This is a genomic window from Labrenzia sp. THAF82 (genome assembly GCF_009363435.1).
GTDB lineage: Bacteria > Pseudomonadota > Alphaproteobacteria > Rhizobiales > Stappiaceae > Roseibium > Roseibium porphyridii.
On record NZ_CP045354.1, the window covers coordinates 3,085,532 to 3,102,357 of the forward strand.

18 protein-coding genes, 1 tRNA gene and 1 riboswitch are annotated in these 16,826 nt (G+C 54.3%); of the genes, 11 read left to right on the top strand and 8 right to left on the bottom strand.

Annotation, left to right across the window (positions count from 1 at the left end):
- Positions 1–204 precede the first annotated feature (204 nt).
- The gene (locus FIV00_RS14480) at positions 205–1,737 is read left to right on the top strand and encodes an acyl-CoA carboxylase subunit beta (protein WP_152501408.1); all 1,533 of its coding nucleotides are present in this window, start codon (positions 205–207) and stop codon (positions 1,735–1,737) included.
- 75 nt (positions 1,738–1,812) lie between these two features.
- Here the strand turns inward: FIV00_RS14480 and FIV00_RS14485 are convergent, their stop codons facing one another.
- Complete coding sequence (locus FIV00_RS14485) at positions 1,813–2,124, bottom strand: hypothetical protein (RefSeq protein WP_152501409.1); 312 nt, start codon at positions 2,122–2,124, stop codon at positions 1,813–1,815.
- A gap of 335 nt (positions 2,125–2,459) precedes the next feature.
- A complete protein-coding gene (locus tag FIV00_RS14490; RefSeq protein WP_152501410.1) occupies positions 2,460–2,930 on the bottom strand; it encodes a hypothetical protein in 471 nt (156 codons plus the stop codon).
- A 250-nt stretch (positions 2,931–3,180) separates the two neighbouring features.
- Between FIV00_RS14490 and FIV00_RS14495 the strand changes: the two genes are divergently transcribed.
- From FIV00_RS14495 to FIV00_RS14505, 3 genes are all read left to right on the top strand, one after another.
- The gene (locus FIV00_RS14495) at positions 3,181–5,193 is read left to right on the top strand and encodes an acetyl/propionyl/methylcrotonyl-CoA carboxylase subunit alpha (protein WP_152501411.1); all 2,013 of its coding nucleotides are present in this window, start codon (positions 3,181–3,183) and stop codon (positions 5,191–5,193) included.
- A 98-nt stretch (positions 5,194–5,291) separates the two neighbouring features.
- Positions 5,292–5,957, top strand: a complete 666-nt coding sequence (locus FIV00_RS14500) for an HAD family hydrolase (RefSeq protein ID WP_152501412.1) — start codon at positions 5,292–5,294, stop codon at positions 5,955–5,957.
- A 115-nt stretch (positions 5,958–6,072) separates the two neighbouring features.
- Positions 6,073–6,221: riboswitch (FMN riboswitch) on the top strand.
- Between the two features lie 82 nt (positions 6,222–6,303).
- Positions 6,304–7,209 carry a DMT family transporter gene (locus FIV00_RS14505; protein ID WP_152501413.1) on the top strand — a complete coding sequence of 302 codons (906 nt, stop codon included), beginning with the start codon at positions 6,304–6,306 and terminating at the stop codon, positions 7,207–7,209.
- A gap of 52 nt (positions 7,210–7,261) precedes the next feature.
- Here FIV00_RS14505 and FIV00_RS14510 read toward each other — a convergent pair whose 3' ends face one another.
- Positions 7,262–8,806 carry a bifunctional diguanylate cyclase/phosphodiesterase gene (locus tag FIV00_RS14510; protein ID WP_173005993.1) on the bottom strand — a complete coding sequence of 515 codons (1,545 nt, stop codon included), beginning with the start codon at positions 8,804–8,806 and terminating at the stop codon, positions 7,262–7,264.
- Between the two features lie 415 nt (positions 8,807–9,221).
- Between FIV00_RS14510 and FIV00_RS14515 the strand changes: the two genes are divergently transcribed.
- The 4 genes from FIV00_RS14515 (at position 9,222) to FIV00_RS14530 (ending at position 12,689) form a co-directional block, all read left to right on the top strand.
- Complete coding sequence (locus FIV00_RS14515) at positions 9,222–9,509, top strand: acylphosphatase (RefSeq protein ID WP_152501415.1); 288 nt, start codon at positions 9,222–9,224, stop codon at positions 9,507–9,509.
- Between the two features lie 217 nt (positions 9,510–9,726).
- Complete coding sequence (locus tag FIV00_RS14520; RefSeq protein WP_152501416.1) at positions 9,727–10,947, top strand: NAD-dependent epimerase/dehydratase family protein; 1,221 nt, start codon at positions 9,727–9,729, stop codon at positions 10,945–10,947.
- A gap of 8 nt (positions 10,948–10,955) precedes the next feature.
- The gene (locus FIV00_RS14525) at positions 10,956–11,810 is read left to right on the top strand and encodes a glycosyltransferase (protein ID WP_152501417.1); all 855 of its coding nucleotides are present in this window, start codon (positions 10,956–10,958) and stop codon (positions 11,808–11,810) included.
- Between the two features lie 12 nt (positions 11,811–11,822).
- The gene (locus FIV00_RS14530; RefSeq protein WP_152501418.1) at positions 11,823–12,689 is read left to right on the top strand and encodes an NAD(P)-dependent oxidoreductase; all 867 of its coding nucleotides are present in this window, start codon (positions 11,823–11,825) and stop codon (positions 12,687–12,689) included.
- Positions 12,690–12,709: 20 nt separating this feature from the next.
- Here FIV00_RS14530 and lipB read toward each other — a convergent pair whose 3' ends face one another.
- On the bottom strand, positions 12,710–13,411 hold the full coding sequence (gene lipB, locus FIV00_RS14535; RefSeq protein ID WP_152501419.1) for a lipoyl(octanoyl) transferase LipB: 702 nt from the start codon (positions 13,409–13,411) through the stop codon (positions 12,710–12,712).
- Positions 13,412–13,507: 96 nt separating this feature from the next.
- On the opposite strand from lipB, the gene FIV00_RS14540 reads away from it, so the two are divergent.
- From FIV00_RS14540 to FIV00_RS14550, 3 genes are all read left to right on the top strand, one after another.
- Positions 13,508–13,774: a FliM/FliN family flagellar motor switch protein gene (locus FIV00_RS14540; RefSeq protein ID WP_152501420.1), complete on the top strand. Its 267-nt coding sequence runs from the start codon at positions 13,508–13,510 to the stop codon at positions 13,772–13,774.
- A gap of 130 nt (positions 13,775–13,904) precedes the next feature.
- Positions 13,905–13,991 (top strand) — tRNA-Leu (locus FIV00_RS14545).
- Positions 13,992–14,111: 120 nt separating this feature from the next.
- Positions 14,112–15,491, top strand: a complete 1,380-nt coding sequence (locus tag FIV00_RS14550) for an integrase (RefSeq protein WP_152501421.1) — start codon at positions 14,112–14,114, stop codon at positions 15,489–15,491.
- Here FIV00_RS14550 and FIV00_RS14555 read toward each other — a convergent pair.
- Genes FIV00_RS14555 through FIV00_RS14570 form a run of 4 tightly spaced genes read right to left on the bottom strand, consistent with a single transcriptional unit; the run spans position 15,488 to position 16,697 of the window.
- The gene (locus FIV00_RS14555; RefSeq protein WP_152501422.1) at positions 15,488–15,703 is read right to left on the bottom strand and encodes a hypothetical protein; all 216 of its coding nucleotides are present in this window, start codon (positions 15,701–15,703) and stop codon (positions 15,488–15,490) included. The two genes, FIV00_RS14550 and FIV00_RS14555, sit on opposite strands and share 4 nt — an antisense overlap.
- Position 15,704: 1 nt before the next feature.
- Entirely contained in the window at positions 15,705–15,938 is a 234-nt protein-coding gene (locus FIV00_RS14560) for a hypothetical protein (RefSeq protein ID WP_152501423.1), read from the bottom strand.
- Entirely contained in the window at positions 15,938–16,243 is a 306-nt protein-coding gene (locus FIV00_RS14565) for a hypothetical protein (protein WP_152501424.1), read from the bottom strand. Before FIV00_RS14565 ends, FIV00_RS14560 begins: the two co-directional genes overlap by 1 nt.
- Complete coding sequence (locus tag FIV00_RS14570; protein ID WP_152501425.1) at positions 16,227–16,697, bottom strand: hypothetical protein; 471 nt, start codon at positions 16,695–16,697, stop codon at positions 16,227–16,229. The genes FIV00_RS14565 and FIV00_RS14570 overlap by 17 nt, the downstream gene beginning before the upstream one ends.
- Positions 16,698–16,826 lie beyond the last annotated feature (129 nt).

Here is a 16,826-nt window from a genome sequence, read left to right on the forward strand (position 1 = left end):
CCTTCAGTGCCCGGACTCAGCTCAAAAGGAGCCCGTTCACAATCACCGAATTTAGTATGAAATAACGTTAGGGGATGTGTCGCAAATCATATTTTTGCCGTTTTGTATGAGGTGTAGGCGTACTTCCCCATAATCCCATGTGCTGACTATGCTGCGACTGGGGGGCATGTTAGAGCCTCAGCTGACGTATCTTGGGAGGACCGGATGAAAGAAGTTCTGGCCGAATTGGAAACCCGCCGGGAAACTGCCCGGCTTGGTGGCGGGCAGCGTCGCATCGACGCGCAGCACTCAAAAGGCAAGCTGACGGCGCGTGAGCGGATCGAGATCCTGTTGGACGAAGGCTCGTTTGAAGAGTTTGACATGTTCAAGCAGCATCGGTGCACCGATTTCGGCATGGAAGAACAGCACATACCCGGCGATGGCGTTGTGACCGGTTGGGGCACAGTCAACGGCCGAACAGTCTATGTGTTTTCAAAGGATTTCACGGTTTTTGGTGGCTCCTTGTCGGAAGCACACGCTGAAAAAATCACCAAGCTGCAGGATATGGCGCTTCAAAATCGCGCGCCTGTCATTGGTCTTTTCGATGCTGGTGGTGCCCGTATTCAGGAAGGTGTCGCTGCGCTGGGCGGATACGGTGAGGTGTTCAAACGTAATGTGCTGGCCTCGGGTGTTATTCCGCAGATTTCGTTGATCATGGGTCCTTGCGCCGGTGGTGACGTTTATTGTCCGGCCATGACCGACTTTATCTTCATGGTCAGAGACACGTCCTATATGTTCGTTACCGGGCCCGATGTTGTGAAGACGGTTACCAACGAGACAGTGACCGCAGAAGAACTTGGTGGCGCGTCGATCCACACGACAAAGTCTTCCATCGCGGACGGGGCGTTCGACAATGATGTCGAGGCCCTGGATGAAATGCGGCGTCTCATCGACTTTCTGCCGATGAACAATCAGGCCGATTTGCCTGAACTGACGAACTACGACGACCCGGATCGTATCGACAACAGCCTGGATACGCTAATTCCGGACAATCCGAACAAGCCTTACGACATGAAGGAACTCGTTCTTAAAACAGTTGATGAGGGCGACTTCTACGAGCTGCAAGGCAGTTTTGCAGGGAACATCATCACCGGGCTCGGCCGGATCGAGGGGCGGACAGTCGGCATCATAGCCAACCAGCCGATGGTGCTCGCTGGGGTTCTGGATTCCGATGCCAGCCGCAAGGCCGCAAGATTTGTGCGTTTTTGCGACTGTTTCGGTATTCCGATCGTAACCTTTGTCGATGTGCCCGGCTTCTTGCCAGGGACGTCGCAGGAATATGGTGGCCTCATCAAGCACGGTGCGAAATTGCTGTTTGCCTACACGGAAGCAACTGTGCCGAAAGTGACCGTGATTACGCGCAAGGCCTACGGTGGTGCATATGACGTCATGAGTTCCAAGCATATCGGTGGCGACATCAATTATGCCTGGCCATCAGCCGAAATTGCCGTCATGGGAGCAAAAGGTGCGGTTGAGATCCTGTATCGATCCGAACTTGGCGATGCTGACAAGATTGCCCAGCGCACCAAGGACTATGAAGACAGGTTTGCAAACCCGTTTGTTGCTGCGGAACGCGGTTATATTGACGACGTCATCCGACCTCATTCAACGCGGCGCAGGGTTGCCAAAGCGCTTGCCTTGCTGCGGTCGAAGAATGTCGAAATGCCGTGGAAGAAGCACGACAACATTCCGCTTTGAGAAGAACCGAAATGCTTGGTTTCCAGATGAAAAAGGGCCGATTTTTCGGCCCTTTTTGGTGTCTGCTACTGGAGATCAGTTCCAGCGGTTAAAGCCGCGTCCGAACAGAGGTTCTTTACACTGATAAGCCACAGGGCATTTGCGGTTGTCGCGTGTCGGGCCGTACTGCACGAACAGTTCCTGGTTCCAATCGCAATAGCTTCTGTTGGAAACAAACATGGAATAGGTGTGCTGGCCTGTCGTGAAGACGACGGCACCGTGCCGGACTACCATGTTCTGTGCTTGTGCGCAGGTCATTTGACGAAGGTCCGGGCGTGCCTCGGCGGCAGTAGCCATGCAAAAACCGGCAAGAGCGAGCGTAGCGCTAAAGAGTTTGCCTTTGTGCATCGATATCTCCTTGCGATGCCGGTGAACTTTGTTGAGTTTGAAATCCGGCGACTAGCAATAGTTCAAAGTGAGACTCTTGACCTTACCCTAAGGTAAGAACTTAGCGAAGTCTGTACCAATCTGTGGTGCGGAGATGTGACGTCGGACACTTAAAGACAGCTTAGCCCCCAAATTTTGTGAGCTTGCCTTTTTGGAGAGTCGAAAGCTTAGGGAGCTGCCCGTACTTGACCGGGGGGAGGCAGTCTCAAGTCACAGGCTCAATTGGTGGTTCGCCTGTGTGCCTGAATCGCATGTGTTAGAAAACTAACGTTAAAGGACTGATATCCGGAAATTGCTCAGGAATGTATTTTCCCGAAGTCTGTCGGACAGACAGGGCCCGGGAGGATCTGTTTGACACCTTTGAGCGAAAATCCTGCATACCGATTGTCTTCGAATTTGACAGCCAATGTGGTTGCCGCGCGCAAGCGGTGCCAGACATAGCTGAAACTGTCAGAGCAGGTTGCGCAGTCGCTGCCGATATAGCCTTGTTTGTTCACGGGCAGATCAAGAATTTCCTGGTCAATAATCAGTTTGATGTGGCTACTTGGCGCCGGAGTTTGTCCATCAATCTCGATGTGGAGAACAGTTCCGTTGACCTTGCGGTCCGGATGGCACCAGATGACGAAATTCGCACCAACATTGTTTGTGGTCCAGTAACGGGTGAATCCGTCGACGTCGCCTCGGCTCCACTTGGCGAACGTTTCTGCGTTCGCGGTGTGAGACAACAAACTGACTGCAACAAGTGCAAAAGCAAAAAGCTTTGCCATGAGTTCTCCTCCAAGCATCAGTATTTACTGCAGTAGTTTTCTTAAGATTGAGATAAAGACCGTTCGCAAACTTCTGCCGGAACTGGCAGAAATGCATCACATTTCGGTCAAGTGCATCCCGTTTGTAGCTCAGCTGCCAGAGGGAGTGCGTAGCAAGGTGTCCGCAATACTCCTCTCGCCCTTTGGATAAGTTGCGCAGGGCAGTGGGCCAGCCTACAACTCTGGAAACGATCCAGCTGGGTGGAATTCAATGTTCTCGAAAATTCTTGTCGCCAACCGGGGCGAGATCGCTTGCCGGGTTATCAAGACGGCACGTCGCATGGGCATCAAGACGGTCGCTGTCTATTCAGACGCGGACCGGGACGCGTTGCATGTAGAGATGGCTGACGAGGCTGTTCATATCGGACCGGCGGCAGCTGCTGAATCCTATCTGGTGGCCGACAGGATCATCTCCGCATGCAAGGAAACCGGTGCCGAGGCGGTTCACCCTGGCTATGGGTTTTTGTCCGAACGTGCGAGCTTTCCAGCAGCGCTGGCCAAAGAAGGGATCGTCTGGATCGGGCCGAACTCGCGTGCAATCGAGGCGATGGGCGACAAGATCGAGTCCAAAAAGTTCGCAAACGATGCCAAGGTCAGCACGGTTCCCGGGTATCTGGGTGTCATTGAATCTGCAGATCAGGCCGTTGAGATAGCAGGTGAGATCGGCTACCCGGTGATGATCAAGGCCTCCGCCGGCGGCGGCGGCAAAGGAATGCGTATCGCTTGGAATGCGGAAGAGGCCAGGGACGGTTACACCCGTTCCAAGTCCGAAGCCGCATCGTCATTCGGCGATGATCGCGTCTTTATCGAAAAGTTCATCGAAAACCCGCGTCACATTGAAATTCAGGTGCTTGGTGACAAGCACGGAAACGCGATTTACCTGGGAGAGCGCGAATGCTCGATCCAGCGCCGCAATCAGAAAGTCATTGAAGAAGCTCCGTCGCCGCTGCTGGATGAGGAAACGCGTCGCAAGATGGGCGAGCAAGCCGTCGCACTTGCGAATGCCGTCGATTACGACAGTGCAGGAACGGTCGAGTTCGTTGCCGGTCAGGACAAGAGTTTTTACTTTCTGGAGATGAACACCCGTCTTCAGGTGGAGCACCCGGTCACAGAACTGATCACGGGCGTTGACCTGGTCGAGCAGATGATCCGCGTTGCAGCGGGTGAAAAACTGTCGCTCGCACAGGATGATGTGAAGTTGAACGGCTGGTCGGTCGAAAGCCGGATCTATGCCGAAGATCCATATCGGAACTTTCTGCCGTCGATCGGACGTCTGGTCCGTTATCAGCCACCAGAAGAGGCCTCTTCGGACGGTGTGACGATCCGGAACGACACCGGCGTTGTCGAAGGGTCGGAGATCTCCATGTTCTACGATCCCATGATTGCCAAGCTGATCACCCACGCTCCGACTCGTGAGCAGGCAATCGATGCTATGAGCACAGCGCTTGATGCGTTTTATGTCGATGGGATCCAGCACAACGTTCCATTCCTGACCGCGTTGATGAACCATCCGCGTTGGCGTTCCGGGGAATTGGCAACAAGTTTTATTGCCGACGAATACCCGGACGGTTTCTCACCTGCCGTTCCAGATGAAGCAGCCTATTCTGTGCTGGCGGCAGTTGCCCTTTCCATGGGAGCCTTGGAAGGCGAACGTCTGGACCATTTGCCAGGCCGCTTGCGTCCTCATTCTGGCGCTATTCGGGAGGACTGGGTTGTTCGGCTCGACAAGACTTATGTGCCGATACGTCTTGCTGCAGGTTATCCTGGGACACCAGTCGAACTCGATGTTGCCGTCGGCGATGGTCCTGTGATGAATGTTGAATCGGATTGGGCACCCGGTGACCCGCTTTGGTCAGGCAAAGTCGGCGATCAGCCGGTGACAGTGCAGATCCGCAAGGTAACTGGTGGCTATCGACTCGACTGGCAAGGGTATTCGGTCGTTGCGAAAGTTATGACCCCAAGGGTTGCCGAACTTGACGAACTGATGCCTGAAAAGCTGCCGCCGGACACATCCAAGATGTTGTTGTGCCCAATGCCGGGGCTCGTCGTATCGATTGCCGTTGACGAAGGGCAGGAGGTGAAGGCTGGTGAACAGCTTGCCGTTGTCGAAGCCATGAAAATGGAGAATGTCCTGAGAGCAGAGCGGGACTGCACGGTTTCTGCCATCAAGGCAGCACCAGGTGACAGCCTTGCAGTAGACGCGGTGATCATGGAGTTCTCGTGATTTGAGGTTTGATTGACACTGTGAGCGGACAAACGCTAGTGCTGCGGCCCATGATGTCTTCGTCATGGGCCGTATTGATTCTCTAACAGGAAAACCGGATGTCCGTTACAACCGTTTTGTTTGATCTGGATGGCACGCTTACTGACCCTTTTGAGGGCATTACCCGTTCAATCCAGCATGCTCTTGATAAGATGTCATCGAAGGTTCCGGACGCAAAAGATCTTCATTGGTGTATCGGGCCCTCGCTCTGGGACAGTTTCCGCATTCTTCTGGACACCGATGACAAGGCCGAGTTGGACCGGGCCGTTGCCTTTTATAGAGAGCGTTTCACCGACGTTGGTCTCTACGAGAATACCTTGATCGAGGGGATACCTCAGACTTTGAGTGATTTGCGGTCATTGGGATTTGAGTTGCATGTCTGCACGTCCAAACCTCACGCTTATGCCGGCAAGATCGTCGAACATTTCGAACTGATGCCGTATTTCGGCAAGGTGTACGGTTCAGAACTTGACGGCAAACGTTCGGCAAAAGCCGACCTTATCTCTTACATTCTCGACGAAGAGGGCATTACGTCAACGCAAGTCGTCATGATCGGTGACCGCGAACACGATCTGATTGGTGCAAAGGCGAATGGTGTCGAAAGCATCGGAGTTCTTTGGGGCTACGGCAGCCATGATGAGCTCCACAAGGAAGACCCGGTACTGATTGCTCGTCAGCCTTCTGAGATTGTCCAGTATCTTGAGAGCAATTTCTCCCGAGCGTGAAACTCTCATTGCCGCTAGACCAGAACGGAAGGTTCACAGCTTTTCAGTAACACTGAAATTTTGACCACGAAAACGTTGCCAAGGACAAGCGCACCCGTTAGACAGTGGTGCAGAGAACAGTTCTCGGGGCGGGGTGCAATTCCCCACCGGCGGTATCAGGGAAACCTGGAGCCCGCGAGCGCCTTGCAACGTTTGTTTCAAGGGTCAGCAGATCCGGTGAGAAGCCGGAGCCGACGGTTACAGTCCGGATGAGAGAGAACTTGGACGCGGGTCTAACAGCAAGGCGTGCGGACGCGTGTCTTTTGAGACTGTTCTGGAATGGACGAACCGGACAGGATCAAACGAAATGACTTCACCTTCTCGCGGAGCCTTCTCAGGCCCCTTGTTTGCCGCGCTTGCGATGGTCGGCGCGGGGGCATGCTTTGCCTTGGTCAATGGGGCTCTGCAGGCCTCGACAATGCAATTGGGCGTCCCGTCAACTTCGGCGGCCTTCTGGCAATATGCCCTTGGATTGCTCATCGCCTTGCCATGGGTTCTCCGGCGGGGCCTGTCTTCCCTGAAAACGCGTCAACTCGGTTGGCATCTGTTGCGGGCCGCACTGGCTGTCGTCGGCATCCAGTTGTGGGTGGCGGGCCTTGCAAGAGTGGAAATCTGGCAAGCGATTGCTCTTGTTATGACGTCTCCGTTTTTCGTTATCATCGGCGCGAAGCTGTTTTTCTCCGAGAAAGTGGGCGTTGTTCGCTGGCTTGCGACCGTTGCCGGTTTTTCAGGCGGTATGATTATCCTCCAGCCGTGGACTGAGGCGTTTCATTGGGGGGCTGTCCTGCCTGTTGCTGCCGCAGCCTTCTGGGCTGGTACATCTCTCGTGACCAAAAAGCTGACAGCGACCGAAAGAGCAGATTCCATTACGGTTTATCTGCTGCTGTTGCTGACACCGGTCAATGCTCTGCTTGCTCTTGGTGATGGCGGAATTGTGCCTTCAGGCAATGCCCTTTGGTTGCTGATCGGCGCTGGCGTCCTGACAGTCGTTGCCAACTACCTGCTGACGCTCGCCTATAAAAATGCCGACGCAACGTTTGTGCAGCCCTTTGACCATTTGAAACTGCCACTCAACATTGCCGTTGGGTTCCTGGCTTTTGGGTTTGCGCCTTCCGGGGCTTTCTGGCCGGGTGCACTGGTCATTGTGGGGGCATCGCTACTTGTCATGCTGGATGAACAAAAGCGAAGCACGGCCATATCCCGAACGGCTTGAGGCTAGGCACGTTCATAAGTGCCAAATGAGTGTCTTTGAGAATGAAGCGGTTTTAACCTGCCGCGGCTGGGCGATGGCCCAGTCCTTGTGTTGGCCAGTTCGCACTGCGGGCCTGGTCCGATTGGAGCAGCTCTTCAAAGGCGGTTTCCTCGATCGGGCGGGAAAAATAGTATCCTTGAAGCAGTGAACAGCCTTGTTCTCTGAGAATTTCCGCGTGCTGACTGGTTTCAACACCCTCTGCGACCACTTCTATGGAAAGGGTGTGAGCGATATCGAGAATGCTCGCGACAAGGCTTCGTGCCTGCTCGGACTCAACAACGGGTGCCGTCAGGTTTCTGTCGATTTTCAGTCGGCGTGGTTTCATTTCCAAAAGGCTCAGGATCGATGCGCGGCCAGACCCGAAATCATCAATCTCAACTTCAACGCCAAGTCCCTCCAGGGCATCAAGATTGTATTTCGAAACATCGTCAAGCTCTTCGAACGTCACCGCCTCGCTTATCTCGAAGATGATCGTATTCGGTTGAACACCGGCGGCTTGAACTGTGCTTAGGAAACTTGGCGACTTGAGGCGCTCCGCAGAGATATTGACCGAAATGCGCGGCGGGTTTTGCAGCATTCGTTCCCAGATCTTTCTCTTCTTTACTGCTTCTTCGAACATGGCCTGATCGATATCGGCAAGCACACCAAGAGTTTGCGCCAGCTCCATGAACATGGCAGGTGGAAGCACACCGCGCGTTGGATGTTTCCAGCGCACGAGGGCTTCTGCGCCAACGATTTTTTGCGTCGAAGAGTCTACCAGCGGTTGGTAGACGGGAAAGAACTCCTTCCGTGCGATGGCGCGCAGAAGATCGTTGGAGAGGACCGTGTTCCTTTCGAAGTCGGAACGGAAAGTGGGTTCAAACACTTCGATCCGGTTTCGTCCGCCGACTTTGGCTCTATGGAGCGCGATATCGGCGTTCATGAGCAGGGTTTCAGGATCAGTGTTATTGGTGAGCGAAGCGCTGTCGTGAACGGCCACACCAATGCTGACACCAATCGTGCATTCGGTATTTTGGTGAATGAAGGATCTATTGAAGATTGTTGCAAGCCTTTTGGCGATCGCCTGGGCGTCGGCTTCTTGTGCCACGTCTGCCGCGACTACAAATTCATCTCCGCCGATGCGCGCGACAAGCCAGTCCTTCGAAGCGTTTTCAGCAAGCAGCTGCGCGATTTGTTTGAGGATGTAATCACCGAAAGCAGGTCCCAACCTGTCATTGACCTGCTTGAAACGATCCAGATCCACTTGAATGAGGGCAATCGGTAGGTTCGATCTTGATTGTGAATTCAAATGTTTCCGGAGCGTGTCGAAGAAGAAATGACGGTTCGGCAGTCCGGTCAGCAGATCTGTCTGAGCAAGATGCCTCAACTCGGCTTCTGCAGTTACCCGTCGTCTGATTTCCTTTTTCAGGTCTCGTACGCGTCGGAAAGCGAAGACCAGCAAGATTACTGGAGATGCAAATAGCGCTGTTAAAATCTCATCCAGTTCGTAGTTTTCATGTGCGCGTGAAAAATCATAGATCCGCTCGAATGCATCCAACTCCGCAAGAACGAGGGTCATTGCTGCAAGTCCAACAAGTGTTATCGCAACTTCCGGCAACAGTCTTATGCGTTTTTTTGACGCGAAGGCACGTGATTTGAACGGCATTTGGAAGGACTCGACTAGAATTACTGCGCTGTAAATCTTATTGGCAAATGTTACTAAATTATTAGTTGTGTTGTTTGAAATTACAAATTGATCAAGTTTTCTGTTTTATTTGTTTTTATTGTACGAGTTATGATGAATTATTTGTTTAGGTTGAACTAGATACAACCTTTGTTCAATTTAAAGTGGTGGGCACTTTCATTCAATTAAACCTGTTTCAATCGCTCGCTTCCCAATCGACGCCTTTGGATTGTGCCTGAAGACCGCGATCCTTCAGTGGAACCACCGGCATGATTGTGCTTCATTCAAGTGCGGATGAGATGAGGTTTGAATGACGAGTGATCCACTGACCGTTCATGTACTGGTCGAGGGAAGGGTGCAAGGTGTCGGCTATCGGGCATGGTGTGCAGCCGAGGCTGAGCGACGTCAGCTTTCCGGTTGGGTTCGAAACTTGAAAACAGGCTCTGTGGAAGCCGTTTTCTCAGGTCCTTCGGATATGGTCGTCGATATGATGGATGCGATTTGGAAAGGTCCGTCATTTGCGCGCGTTCGTTCCGTGAAGGATCTTGAGCCTGTCAGCCCCTGTAGTGGCGACTTTGAAATGCGTGACACTGCCTAACCACAGCTGAACCTATTGCGCATGTCACCCGGAACCGCTTTCGGCGTTCGTCCAGACCAGCCAAAAACGAGAAACGCTTCAGGCTGCGGTATTGTGTATCAATCTGAAAAATCATCGTTGAATTGTCACGGAATCATCGCAATGATCTGGTCACTCATATAGCACAATTTGAGTGAAGCACGCCTGTGCCAAATTGTGTAACTCGGGGAGATGACTTGTGAAAATTGCGATACTTGGCGGTGACGGTTTTGTCGGCTGGCCTACATCTTTGCATTTGTCGGACAAGGGCCATGAGGTTCACATTGTCGACAATCTCAGCCGGCGCTGGATCGATGCGGAGTTGGGCGTACAGTCATTGACGCCAATGGATTCCATTCAGGAACGAACGCGCATCTGGAAACAGGAAACCGGCAACACCATCAATTTTCATCTGATAGATATTGCCGAAGACTATGAGGTCTTCAAGGGCTGGCTTGCGGACAATCGGCCTGATGCAATCATCCATTTCGCCGAACAACGCGCCGCGCCCTATTCGATGAAATCTGATCAGCACAAGAATTACACCGTCAACAACAACGTCAACGCCACTCATCACCTGCTCAACGCCATGGTGGAGCTGGGACTGGACGCACATCTCATTCATCTCGGCACGATGGGGGTTTACGGCTATTCCAACGTGGGAGCTGCCATCCCTGAAGGGTATCTTTCCGTTGATGTGGACACCCTTGCAGGACACAAGGCAAACCAGGAAATCCTCTATCCGGCAAATCCGGGCTCCATCTATCACATGACCAAGTGTCTGGATCAGCTGCTCTTCCAGTTCTATGCAAAGAACGATGGGATGAGGATCACCGATCTGCATCAGGGGATCGTCTGGGGCACTCACACGCAGCAGACATTGCGCCACAAACAGCTGATCAACCGGTTCGACTACGATGGTGACTACGGCACTGTCCTGAACAGGTTTCTGATCCAGGCCGCTATTGGTTATCCGCTCACGGTTCATGGGACGGGCGGACAGACAAGGGCCTTCATTCACATACAAGATTCAGTGCGTTGCATCGAACTGGCCCTCAAGAACCCGCCCATACGCGGCGACCGGGTGAAGGTTTTCAACCAGATGACCGAGACCCACCGTGTGCGTGATCTTGCTGAAATGATTTCGCGTCAAACAGGCGCCAAGGTTGCCTATCTGCCCAATCCACGCAAGGAAGCGGCAGAAAACGATCTTGTTGTCGAGAACAAGCAGTTTCTCGAGTTGGGCCTCGATCCGATTACCCTAGAAGAGGGGCTGCTTGGTGAAGTCGTTGATGTCGCCAAAGCCTACGCTTACCGGGTTGACCGGAGCCGAGTGCCTGCCGTCTCGGCCTGGACGAAGGAAATTGCCGATGAAATCGAGCATGATCCTGAGCATCCTCGGCTGAAGTCCGTTTCCTGATTGTACCGATGGACAGTGCTCCTGCGTTCGATCGAGCGCCCTCAGCCAGAGTTGCCTATGTCACATTGGTGACCAATCAGGACTATGTTCTGGGAGCGACAGCCCTGTTGCGCTCGCTTCGAAGAACCGGGACAGAAGCCGACCTGGTGGTGCTTCATACACCGGGTGTCGAGGAAGCTGATCTCACCGCGCTTGAAAGCTTCATGCCAAGGTTTGGTCGCTGTGAAAGGCTTGCAACCTCAGCAGCCTTCAATGAACGCCACGAAAGAGGGAGGTTGCACAAGGCAGCACCATTTTCAAAAGGCGGCAAACCACTTTTTCATACGCCGCTGGACAACTTCGTCAAACTGCGGCTCTGGCAACTGCGCGACTATGAAAGGGTCGTCTTCATTGATGCCGACGCGTTGGTTCTGAAGAACTGTGACAAGCTGTTTGAGTATCCTGAGTTTTGCGCAGCGCCGAATGTCTATGAAGGCCTTGCAGATTTTCATCGTCTCAACAGCGGTGTTTTCACGGCCAGACCGAGCGATGCGACCTTTTCTGCAATGGCAACTGCGCTGGATCAGCCGGACGTGTTTTGGCGGCGGACTGACCAGACTTTCCTGGAAAGCTATTTTCCCGACTGGCACGGCCTGCCTGTGTTTTACAATATGCTGCAATATGTCTGGTTCAATCTGCCAGAACTGTGGGATTGGAACCAAATTCACGTTCTGCACTACCAGTATGAAAAACCGTGGCAAACTGATCATCCCAAGGCTGAGTTGTTGCGTCCGCTTGTTGATTTGTGGCAGGCCTTTGCGAGCGGGACGGGAATGCCGGAAGACATCGGGTGTTTGCCGGGGCCTGCGGTCCTTGCAACCTGACAGGCTGTTTGAATGCACGTTCTGATAACCGGTGGAAGCGGTCTGGTAGGCCGTTTTATCGCTGATCGCCTTCACCGTGATGGGCACCAGCTGACAGCGCTGGGTCGCCAGCCGCTTGACTGGCTAAAAGCAGGTTACCAGTCCTGGAACCTTTCAGACACGCAAGTTGACGTTCCCCAAGCCGATGTGCTGATCCATTGCGCCTTGTCGCATATACCCGGCAAGTACAGGGACGGCGAGGGAGACGATCCGCACGGTTTCATCGAACGCAATGCGGAAGGAACCGTGCGCCTGATGGAAAGATCTAAGGCTGCTGGAGTTGCTCATTTTGTGTTCTTGTCAAGCAGGGCCGTTTACTCCGAGGTCAACAATTGGGCCGTGCTCGGCGAAACGGCGGAGACAGAACCGAACACATTGTATGGCCAAGTGAAACTGGTATGTGAACAGGCACTTCAGTCTTTGTGCGATGACCGTTTCAAGGGTACATCCTTGCGAGCGACCGGCATCTACGGGACGGCGCCTGGAACCCAAGAACATAAATGGTCTGATCTGTTCGCTGCGTTTGAACGTGGCGAAAGCATCGAACCAAGGCTTGGGACGGAGGTCCATGGTGAAGATCTTGCTGATGCGGTTGCCAGAATTCTTGACAATGCGTCTCAAAGAAATGCGCCCTTTGAAGTTTTCAATGTTTCCGATCTTCTGCTCGACCGTCAGGACCTCATCAAACTCTATGCCGAGCACAGGGGATTAAGTGGGGCAGCGTTGCCGCAGCGCGCTGACGGACCCGTTGGCGTGATGGAGCCTGGCAAGCTGAAAGCGCTCGGATGGGCACCGGGCGGCAAGGAGCGCCTTCAGGCGTTTATCGGATCGCTCAACTGAAGGTTTTCAAGGCTGCACGGCTATCTGGTGTCACCGAAGATCTTTTCAAATTCCGCCCGCAACACGCTGTCATTTTCTGCAAGGCCGACGGGAATACCCAGGTCTACTAGGCTGGTGACGCCATGCTCCTCCACGCCGCAGGGAATGATGCCGGAAAAGTGCTCCAGGTCCGGTTCGACGTTGAAGCTGATGCCGTGAAAGGTCACCCATTTTCGCACGCGAATACCAATGGCTGCGATCTTGTCCTCGACCTGCGCGCCACGGTCTGGCCGGCGCACCCAAACGCCGACCCGGTCTTCGCGCCGCTCGCCGCGAATATGATAGTGCCACAGGCTGTTGATCAGCCAGGCTTCCAAGGCCGCGACAAAGGCTCTGACGTCCTGTTGACGTCTTTTCAGGTCCAACATGACATAGGCAACCCGTTGGCCGGGCCCGTGATATGTGTGCTGGCCACCACGGCCGGTGCGGTAAACAGGAAACCGATCGGGAGAAACGAGATCGCTGTCGTCCGCGCTGGTTCCGGCAGTGTAAAGCGGGGGGTGTTCCAGCAGCCATACTTGTTCGGGTGCGTCGCCTGAAATGATTCTCTCAACGCGTTCGTTCATCGCGGCGAGCGCGGTCTCGTAGTCGACGAGCTTGTCCGAGATTGTCCATTCGACGGGTGCTGAGCCCGATTCTGGCAGAAATTTCAATGCGAGGCTGTCGCGGTCGGCAGGTGACATGTGGATGACACTTCTTTGTTTTTTGAGCTGGCTGGCCGTGCCGTGGTATGGTTAAGCGCTGGCGGCGTTCGCCCTATTTAAGGATCGATGTGTCTGATGACCACCTTTGATGAGATCAAAGTCGATATATCTGTTGTTCTCGGCGAGTCCGAGATGCCTGTCCATCAGCTGTTGCGCATGGGCCGTGGCGCGGTCATCGATCTCGACGTTGCAGAAGATGACGACGTCAAGATTTACGCCAACAACACGCTTGTCGCCAAGGGGCAGGTGGTGCTTTTGGGCGAAAGGATCGGGATCTCCATCACCGAGGTTCTGATGCGTCCGCCTGAAGTCCGTCCCATGAGGACCGACGGTCCGCTCTAGGCTTCCGGACGGGCCTCAAGAATATTTCCATGCCCTTGTGAATTAATGTCACTTCGGCCCTTGCGCCCCCAAAGCCCTTTTGCTACATGGAGCGCCTCGACGCTGACAGGCGCCGAAAACAATCGAATATGCGGTCGTGGCGGAATTGGTAGACGCGCAGCGTTGAGGTCGCTGTGGGGTAAAACCCGTGGAAGTTCGAGTCTTCTCGACCGCACCAAAGACAAACCGTTAAGGGTTTGATTTTAAAGGCGTCCTTCGGGGCGCCTTTTAAGTTTTCGCACTTTTTCTTGAAAAGACATAACATAAGACATAACATTTTGTTTTTTGGGTGTCTGACATGGCCAAAGATGATCGCTATCTGCAGCTCTTCAGAGGGCGATGGCGCTACTTCCGGCGCGTGCCGAAACGCGTCGCGCATCTTGACGATCGGGGTGTGATTCAGGTGGCGCTCGGCACATCGTCGCTGGATGTGGCCAGGATTCGCCGTGATGCCATGGAAGAGGCCGACAATCTTCATTGGGCCTCGCTTGCTGCTGGCGGTACTGAACAGGCTGAGCAGCGCTATGAAGCTGCGCGCATGCGGGCTAAGGCACTTGGCCACGCCTATAAACGTCTGGACGATCTGGTGCAGGATGCACCGCTTGATGAAATTGTCAGCCGTATCGTTGCCCTGAAGTCCAAGGATGGGGCGCAGCTGTCAGCTGATACGGAAGCCGTTCTTGGCGGTGCCGTGACGCCGAAGGTCAAGCTTTCGAAAGCCTATGACATTTTCATAGAGCATTGCGCGGCTGAAGAGCTGTCCGGCAAGAGTGCTAACCAGATCAAACAGTACAAAAAGGTGAAGCTGCGGGCCGTCAACAATTTCATAAAAATTGTCGATGACAAGACACTTGATTCGATCACCGATGACGATGCGCTGAAGTTCTATGATTGGTGGCAGGGCCGGATCACCGGCAAGGGCGGCGACAAGCGGCTGTCCGGTAATTCCGGCAACCGGGATGTCGGCAACCTGCGCCGGATCTACCGCGAGGTGTTCGCCAGGCTGGGCGAACGCAAGCGGCCGAACCCGTTTGACGGCTTGTCGTTTCAGGACCCGAAGCGGCTTCGGGATACGCCGCCGCCGTTTCCTGTCAGCTGGATTCGGGATCGGCTTCTGAAGGCAGAGAGCTATAGAGCCGAGAAAGGCAAGTTCCGGGCACTTAACCCGCAAGCTCTGATCATCTTTCTGACCTGCATCGAAACCGGGTGCCGCCCATCGGAGCTGTGCAACATCGACCCGGCGCGGATCTTTCTCAAAGATGCCATTCCGCACATAGTCGTCGATTTTGACGTGTCGCGTGAAATCAAGACCGAATCCAGCGTCCGGCGCATCCCCCTGGTTGGCATTGCCTTGAAGGCCATGGAATGCGCGCCGCAGGGCTTTCCGAAGTATCGGGACAAGGAAAACGTCTTTTCGGCCACCATGATGAAGCATTTGCGGCGGCGCAGTTTGTTGCCATCCGATAAGCACATTGTCTATTCGGTTCGGCATTCGTTTGAAGACAGGCTGAAATCAGCGCATGTCGACCCGGAAATGCGGCGGCTGTTGATGGGGCATTCCATCAACCGGCCGGAATATGGCGAGGGGGGTGATTTGGCGCTTCGTCTTGAGCTGCTGAAGCGGATAGAGCTGCCTTACGATTCAAACCTGCTGGATCTGATCAGCGCAGACGCCTAAGACGCGTGTTGCTCAAGCCCACGGGCGCGGGCACGAATACGCGTCAAGGCGTCTTGGCGCTCTTCCAGGGCTTGCAGCTCTCGTTCCAGGCGCTGATACATCGGCACATATTTCTCGCCGCCGGGCAGGTTGATGATCTTTGCCATCGTATCGAGGCAGTCATTCAGAACGCCCGGCGTGATCTTGTCGCCTGGTTTCCAGCGCCGCGCCATCCTATCCACCATTCATCAGACGGATTTTGAACGTGTTCAGTGTGGCGTTGTATGTGGCTTCCGCGTCTGCGGCTTCCTTCGTGTGCCCGCTGGTCTCCAGCCAAGTGATTTCCGCTTTCATGCTTGCAAGATAGCCAGCAGTTATAAAACGTGCTGTTCGCCGATGATCGGAGCTTTCGTCGGTCTCACGTTTCTTGACCGGTTGCGGGTAGCGGCCGTCCCTGAGAATAGCCATCAAAACCCCCTCGGGAAAAGCCAGAAAAGGGCCTGGCCGGCGACGATGCCGACGGCCAGGCCGAGTGACACCCGCGATGCGACGCCAGCCAAGAGGCGCTGCATTGTTGAACCTGCGGGTGCGGGGGAGGTTCTGGGTTTTTTGGAAGGGGTCTTGTCCGGCCAGTTGCCGAATTCGCTGTCAGCAGCTTTCAGGGCGGCGGCTCGGGCGCATATCATGGTGGCCACAAGGACAATCAGGCAAAGGCCGATCACAGTCCACAGCCAGGGTGCAAGGGTGCGGATGATCTCAAGTAGCGTTTCCATGGGCCTTGTCCTTGTCAGGTGGGTCAATGCTTGCAACGGCGGCTTCGGCCACCTGCGCTGAAAGATCGTGAATGTTGGCCGGGCCGGTGACTGTGTGGCCGTTTGCGGCAAGGGCCGCGCGGATGGCCTTCAGGGCTTCCGGTTTGCCGTAAACGACGGCGTCCTCTGCCTTGTCCGGCTGGGCCAGAACCAGCGTTTCCACCTGCTGGCCGTGCACATATTCCTGCCTGCCGTCCTCATGGGTAACGATCAGAGCACGGGTCGGGCTTTTGGCGGATTGGTAAAACCGGATCTGCGCGGCTACGCTGGCGAAGCACTTGTGTGAACTGTCAGCCAGTATTTCGAGGTACTCGACGCGCTTCTCAATCGGTTCGTGCGTCGCCTCGCAAAACCATTTCAAGCCATTCAGCAAGACCTTCAGGGATGATGCTGTGTTTTGAATGCTGGCGGTCATGGCTGCGTCTCCTGATTGTGTTTCCGCCGGAAACGCTACCAACTCGCTTGCACCTTGGCTCGCACTCAGGGATTGTATTTCCCTGACGACAGAAACTAAGGGCTGTTGTGGAGTCATTGCCAATCTGGG

Excerpts from the sequence above, each read along its gene's own strand:
- FIV00_RS14530 (WP_152501418.1), top strand. The coding sequence starts at position 11,823 with ATGCACGTTCTGATAACCGGTGGAAGCGGTCTGGTAGGCCGTTTTATC.
- lipB (WP_152501419.1), bottom strand. The coding sequence starts at position 13,411 with ATGTCACCTGCCGACCGCGACAGCCTCGCATTGAAATTTCTGCCAGAA.
- FIV00_RS14510 (WP_173005993.1), bottom strand. The coding sequence starts at position 8,806 with ATGACCCTCGTTCTTGCGGAGTTGGATGCATTCGAGCGGATCTATGAT.
- FIV00_RS14500 (WP_152501412.1), top strand. The coding sequence starts at position 5,292 with ATGTCCGTTACAACCGTTTTGTTTGATCTGGATGGCACGCTTACTGAC.
- FIV00_RS14495 (WP_152501411.1), top strand. The coding sequence starts at position 3,181 with ATGTTCTCGAAAATTCTTGTCGCCAACCGGGGCGAGATCGCTTGCCGG.
- FIV00_RS14570 (WP_152501425.1), bottom strand. The coding sequence starts at position 16,697 with ATGACCGCCAGCATTCAAAACACAGCATCATCCCTGAAGGTCTTGCTG.
- FIV00_RS14555 (WP_152501422.1), bottom strand. The coding sequence starts at position 15,703 with ATGGCGCGGCGCTGGAAACCAGGCGACAAGATCACGCCGGGCGTTCTG.
- FIV00_RS14485 (WP_152501409.1), bottom strand. The coding sequence starts at position 2,124 with ATGCACAAAGGCAAACTCTTTAGCGCTACGCTCGCTCTTGCCGGTTTT.
- FIV00_RS14565 (WP_152501424.1), bottom strand. The coding sequence starts at position 16,243 with ATGGAAACGCTACTTGAGATCATCCGCACCCTTGCACCCTGGCTGTGG.
- FIV00_RS14550 (WP_152501421.1), top strand. The coding sequence starts at position 14,112 with ATGGCCAAAGATGATCGCTATCTGCAGCTCTTCAGAGGGCGATGGCGC.
- FIV00_RS14540 (WP_152501420.1), top strand. The coding sequence starts at position 13,508 with ATGACCACCTTTGATGAGATCAAAGTCGATATATCTGTTGTTCTCGGC.
- FIV00_RS14560 (WP_152501423.1), bottom strand. The coding sequence starts at position 15,938 with ATGGCTATTCTCAGGGACGGCCGCTACCCGCAACCGGTCAAGAAACGT.
- FIV00_RS14515 (WP_152501415.1), top strand. The coding sequence starts at position 9,222 with ATGACGAGTGATCCACTGACCGTTCATGTACTGGTCGAGGGAAGGGTG.
- FIV00_RS14525 (WP_152501417.1), top strand. The coding sequence starts at position 10,956 with ATGGACAGTGCTCCTGCGTTCGATCGAGCGCCCTCAGCCAGAGTTGCC.
- FIV00_RS14480 (WP_152501408.1), top strand. The coding sequence starts at position 205 with ATGAAAGAAGTTCTGGCCGAATTGGAAACCCGCCGGGAAACTGCCCGG.
- FIV00_RS14490 (WP_152501410.1), bottom strand. The coding sequence starts at position 2,930 with ATGGCAAAGCTTTTTGCTTTTGCACTTGTTGCAGTCAGTTTGTTGTCT.
- FIV00_RS14505 (WP_152501413.1), top strand. The coding sequence starts at position 6,304 with ATGACTTCACCTTCTCGCGGAGCCTTCTCAGGCCCCTTGTTTGCCGCG.